The sequence below is a fragment of the Pediococcus damnosus genome, assembly GCF_001437255.1.
Lineage (GTDB): Bacteria > Bacillota > Bacilli > Lactobacillales > Lactobacillaceae > Pediococcus > Pediococcus damnosus.
In genome coordinates, this window is the sequence record NZ_JQBD01000104.1 from 1 (window position 1) to 5,633 (window position 5,633).

4 protein-coding genes are annotated in these 5,633 nt (G+C 38.8%); 3 read left to right on the forward strand and 1 reads right to left on the reverse strand.

Going from position 1 to position 5,633, the window contains the following annotated elements; genetic code table 11:
* Window positions 1–54: 54 nt before the first annotated feature.
* Window positions 55–1,461 carry a L,D-transpeptidase gene (locus IV84_RS09385; protein ID WP_056986530.1) on the reverse strand — a complete coding sequence of 469 codons (1,407 nt, stop codon included), beginning with the start codon at window positions 1,459–1,461 and terminating at the stop codon, window positions 55–57.
* Window positions 1,462–1,694: 233 nt separating this feature from the next.
* Between IV84_RS09385 and IV84_RS09390 the strand changes: the two genes are divergently transcribed.
* The 3 genes from IV84_RS09390 to IV84_RS09400 all read left to right on the forward strand — a co-directional run bounded on the left by IV84_RS09390 (window position 1,695) and on the right by IV84_RS09400 (window position 5,386).
* A complete protein-coding gene (locus IV84_RS09390; RefSeq protein ID WP_046872292.1) occupies window positions 1,695–3,161 on the forward strand; it encodes an MDR family MFS transporter in 1,467 nt (488 codons plus the stop codon).
* 1 nt (window position 3,162) lies between these two features.
* A complete protein-coding gene (locus tag IV84_RS09395) occupies window positions 3,163–3,681 on the forward strand; it encodes a DUF4811 domain-containing protein (RefSeq protein ID WP_046872293.1) in 519 nt (172 codons plus the stop codon).
* Between the two features lie 148 nt (window positions 3,682–3,829).
* The gene (locus IV84_RS09400) at window positions 3,830–5,386 is read left to right on the forward strand and encodes an amino acid permease (RefSeq protein WP_046872294.1); all 1,557 of its coding nucleotides are present in this window, start codon (window positions 3,830–3,832) and stop codon (window positions 5,384–5,386) included.
* Window positions 5,387–5,633: the final 247 nt, after the last annotated feature.

Sequence of the window (5,633 nt, forward strand, 5' to 3'; positions counted from 1 at the left end):
TTTTCATTTACACATAAAATTTGACACTCTCTCAACACCTTTTTCATTCAATACTTATTTATAAATAATTACTGGCTCAGTTGTAGATGTGTTATCCCAAACGGATTTCATTTTACTTGGTGGATTATTCAAACAACCATGAGAATGATACGTATCGCGATAACTTGGATTTCCGTAAACCTTTGCTGGTTGCCATGGGCTATCGTGCATTCCCACACCATCTTCGGTCAATGGCTCCCAGTAAGAAACTTTACTGGAATATCTTGAGCCGTTATCGTTGTTTCCTGTCAGAGTAGAAGGACTTTGCTTATACAAAATGTGGAATAAGCCGGTTGGCGTTTCGTGATTTCCAGAAAGTGTGCCACTCATAACCGGAATGTCGGCTTTTTGTTTGCCATCTACATAGACATATTCGTGTAAAGTGCTTAAATTAATTTCTACACGGGTAGATCCAATGGCAGATGAACGATTGTAACTAATATTTTGGCCAGAATAATTTTTCATATCAACCTTTGCGTTTGTTTTGACAGAAGAATCAATGAATTTCTTGGCTAACATTGCGGCTTCGGTATTTACATTTAGTGACCAGCCATAATTTGAAGCTGTTGATGTGTTGGTCGAAACGGTTTTACCACTGTTTAAAAGCTTGACATCAATGGATTTACCTTGAGTACTGTCTGCATTATTAATATCTGTTAATTCAGTTTTTAGGGCTGATAAATCAACTGAAGGCGTCTTACCAGGAGTTGAATTTACCAAGTACTTTGAGCCAGTCAATTTATAATCTTTTCCACCTACGTGATAAACCAATGTCTTTGAAAGACCCTGTTCTAAGTCTTGTTTAGTTTTCTTTGCACGCGTGGAATCAGCTTTGGTGGCTTTCACATAGTCGGTATTAATCTTGATATCCTGTAACTTATTAACTTGAGATTTGTACTTAGCCAAGACTTTTGCAGCATCTACTTGAGTGCCAGTGGTGCTGGCTTGTTCTTTGATTGCGCCATTTTTTAAATAATAATAGGTAGGATGAGCGGCAGTTGCTTTTTTATTATAATCGGCAACTGCTTGAGTGACTTGCTTTTGAAGCGTGTTGTTGCGATAAGTTAAGGTAGTGTCAGAGTTGCTGATATCGACGGTTTTATTTGTTTTTGAAGCAAACAGGCCGTGATGGTTAGTTAATGCGTCCTTTACTTGAGCCGTTGTTACTTTAGTTAATTTTTGATCTTGACCATCAACTAGTAATTTATTGTTCAAATAAACGCGATTCTTTACCTTTGAAGAAGAGCTTGATAATTTTTTATCAGCTTGCGTAACGGTTAACCGTGAAACGGATTGACCGTTGATAATGGTTCCAGGTGCAAAATGGGTTTGACCATAGTGCCAGGCAAAGCCACACCCACCAATAATTATGATTACTAGTGCGGCAATCGCCCATGCAATCCCATGTTTATTTTTAGTCAATTTCTTTTTCCCCCCATTTTTTACTTTTAAAATACCTTGGACAAGTATGAAACGTGTGTCAATGGATGTCAATGAAAAAGTATTTTCTTAAATAAATCGTTGTGAACTAAATAGTGCCAGTGGCTAAGGCTGTTTTCATTAAAAAGGGCGACTTGATTTCCTATGGTACAATTAAGTTTGTGGCTATTTTTTTATATACATAACAATAATAAAATTTTTGAGGTGAGTTTTTAATGAATAATTTTGATGTACCTGATCAACCGGTTGACCAAAATGGCCGACCTTATAATCGCCTTGCCTTAGTTGTGACGCTGCTGGTTGGGACATTTAGTACCTTTCTAACAACAACCATGCTGACAACTGCTTTCCCAACTTTAATGAAATCATTTAACATTTCAACGACGACGGTTCAGTGGTTGACGACTGGATTTATGTTAATGATGGGAATTGTGATTCCAATCACAGGCTTTTTCCTTCAGCGTTTTGATACGCGAAAATTATATTTGTCGGCAATTGCGATATTTTTTGTTGGAACTGTTGTTTGTTATTTTGCACAAAGTTTTTGGACAATTTTAATTGGTCGTTTAATTGAGGCCGCAGGAGTGGGAATTACTTCGCCTGTCTATCAGACCATCATGACGACCATCTTTCCACCTTCCAAACGGGGAGCCGCAATGGGGAGTGCCGGAATGGTTATCGGATTGGCGCCTGCGATTGGGCCCACATTCGCTGGGTGGGTTTTGATGCATTATTCTTGGCGGATGTTATTCCTTTCAATTATGCCAATTTCCTTATTGGTCTTAGTCTTGGGATTTTTCACATTAAGAAAAGTTTTACCTACAAAAAAGGCACCGGTTGATTGGACATCTGCGGCGATGTCAATGGTCGGATTTGGGTCAATGCTGTTTGCTTTTTCTTCAGTAGGGACGTATTCATGGACGGATCCAATTGTCTACGGAACCTTGATCATTGGGATCGTGGTAGTGGGATTATTTATTATGCGATCTTTGAAAATTAAAAACCCGTTATTACAATTTAAGGTGTTTGAACATTCTGACTTTACTTTATCGGCGATTCTGGTATCCATTTCCAACATGTCGATGAATGGATTTACGCTGGTTTTACCTTTATATTTACAAACCATTCGGGGTGAATCACCATTAGTTTCTGGTTTAACTCTGTTACCAGGGGCAATTACAATTGGAGTAATGAACCCAATTACCGGTCGAATTTTTGATCGACTGGGTGCTCGAAATATGGCGATTGCCGGGATGTTCTTACTAACCCTAACAACTGCAGCCTTTATCCCGATCACGACTCAAACACCCATTTCTTATCTGGTTTGTTTGTATGCGGTCCGGATGTTCGGAATTTCAATGGTTATGATGCCAATTACGACGACGGGAATGAATGCATTACCGCTTCATTTGATTGGTGACGGGACCGTCGTGAATAATATGGCGCGTCAAGTATTTGCTTCAATGGGAACGGCTATCTTGGTTTCTGTCATGGCAAGTGTTACGTTAAATCACACACCATCATCAACGGTTGCCCATGCCACACCGGTTCTGTTTCAAAAATTATTGGTAGACGCAAACGTGCTGGGATTCCGATATGCCTTTCTAATTGCGACGTGTTTCGCGTTAATCGGTTTGGTACTAACTTTCTTCTTGAAAAAAGACACACGGGAGGAATATTAATATGATTGTTATTCTATTAATTGCTGGGGCTTTAATTTTCGCAATCAGCATGATTTTCATTCGGCCGGGTGTGAAAAAGCTTGTTTGGGTGTTTATCGGACTGATTTTAAGTGTGGGCAGCGTCGTTGTTTTAACGCTAAACTACAATACATTTCTAGGGATGAAAGAAGTTAGTAAAACGCAAACGTATCCACTGACTTCAAGTGTCCATGGCCAACATGTACTTTCATATCAGCAACTCGGAACCAAGAACGAACGAGTTTATTTTTATGCAACCAATCCATTGCAACAGAAATTAGCTAAAACTGATCCAAGTACTGGCAGTGTAAAAATCAAGCATAATTCAAAAATGAATCAGGTGAAAATTACCCGAGTTACGCGGGTTTATCGAAGTGAAGAAATGAAATTGCTCTTTAGCAATGGGGTTCCGAATCATCAGTTTGTCAGTCAAAACTATGAATTTAGATTAATGAGTGGCTGGAAATTGAAACAAGTTACAACTCAAGGTAAAAAAGGCTGAAATAATCGTGGTTGTAAAATATGACAGATGTGAATTAGGAGCCTAGAATAGAACTAAACTGAAGAAGGTTTAAGCCTTCTTTTTTTACGCACTCAGATTGAACCTGATCACAGTTTTGAAACGAACATACTTAATCAAAGAGGTAATCATGACAAAAAAAGCATCGAAATTAAATTTATTTGGTTTCTTTACATTAACGGCATCCATGTTGATGTCAGCGGATGAATATCCAGCATTTGCTCAATCGGGGTTACTGGCTGTATGCTATTTAGTTTTAGCCGGCGTATTTTGGTTTTTACCCGTGGCGCTTTGCTCAGCTGAAATGGCGACCATTGATGGTAATACACAAGGTGGGGTGTTTGCGTGGGTTAAGAACAGTCTTGGTACGAGATGGGGATTCTTAGCAGTCTTTTTCCAGTGGTTACAGATTACCGTCAACTTTATTACAATGATCTATTTCATTATCGGGGCGCTGTCCTACGTTTTAAATTTTCCAGCTTTGAATCATAATCCGCTGATAAAATGGGCGGCGTTTTTGGTGATTTATTGGGTGATGACCTTCATTCAATTGGGTGGGGTCGCCAAAACAGATAAATTAGTGAGCATTAGTTTTATGATTGGCATTATTTTGCCATCTGTTATTTTATTGATAATGGGAATTATGTATGTTTTAAAGACCGGTCATGTTCAGTTTGACGTGAGTCTTACTGATAATGTCCATACATTAGCGACTAATTTTTCAATTGGAACGATCGTGCCGTATATTTTAGCGTTTACGGGAATTGAAGCTTCGGCGTCATATATTAATGATCTTGATCGTCCGAGTCGTAATTATCCACTTTGTATGATTATTTTGGTTGGTTTTGCAATTCTGGTTGATTCACTAGGTGGCCTTTCCGTTGCAGCAGTGATTCCGGCGAACCATTTGACCTTAAATCAAGGTGTGATTCAGGCCGTTGCACAAATGATGAAAGTGACTTTTCCTGCTATTCAGTGGGGAGTTCGTGTGATTGGTATTTTAATGGCACTGGGGATGCTTGGCGAAATTAGTTCTTGGATCATTGGGCCAGTTAAATCCTTGTTTGTGACTGCAGAAGATGGTATCTTGCCTCATTATTTCATGCATGTTAATCATGACGGGGTACCGGTGCGTTTGATTATGGTACAAGGCATTGTTGTGACGCTGATTAGTGGTTTTTTAACCGTAGTCCTCAAAGGTAGTAATGATGCTTATCAAATGGCAATGGCGCTGACGGTAATGCTGTACATCGTGACCTACATTTTGATTTTTGTGGCATATATCCATCAAGAAAAGAATGCTCCGCAAATAAAACGAGGGTTTCAAATTCCTGGAGGAAAAGTTTTTCGTTATGTGGTTGCCAGCATTGGTTTGGTAACTTCAGTGGTTGTATTGGGGTCAACGTTTATTCCATCTACCAGTATCAAAACGATTTCACCACATTTATATACTTTACTCATGGTGTTATTTTTCGTGGTTGTGATTGGGATAACCGAATTAATTTATGAGGTCGGTATTCATCGGCACAAGAAACCAACTTATAATTTTACGATTCGACATCGCCGTCCTGAAGAGGTGGATAAGCATGTTTTTCTAAAGGGGCGTTATGAACATGTGTTGCAGCATGTTGAAAAAGATGTTTCCAAAAAGTTTGATCAAGAAGAAAAGAAGTTTGAAAAACGGTAAGAGTTCAAATTTATCTTTTAAATTTTTAAGAAAGTAACAAGAACTAAAGGTTGAAAGTACAAAAATGACTTCAGTTACTGATATTAAACGGTTTAGTTCACCCAAATCAAGTTAATTGCCGTTCTCCAGCTTACTTGGCCTGGAACGGGGTGGGCACGATTTGAAGCCAAGCAGGTCACTTGTCTTCAAATTCGACCTTTATCTAAGCAATAAATTGCTAAGATAAACGGACTAACATTAGTGGTGA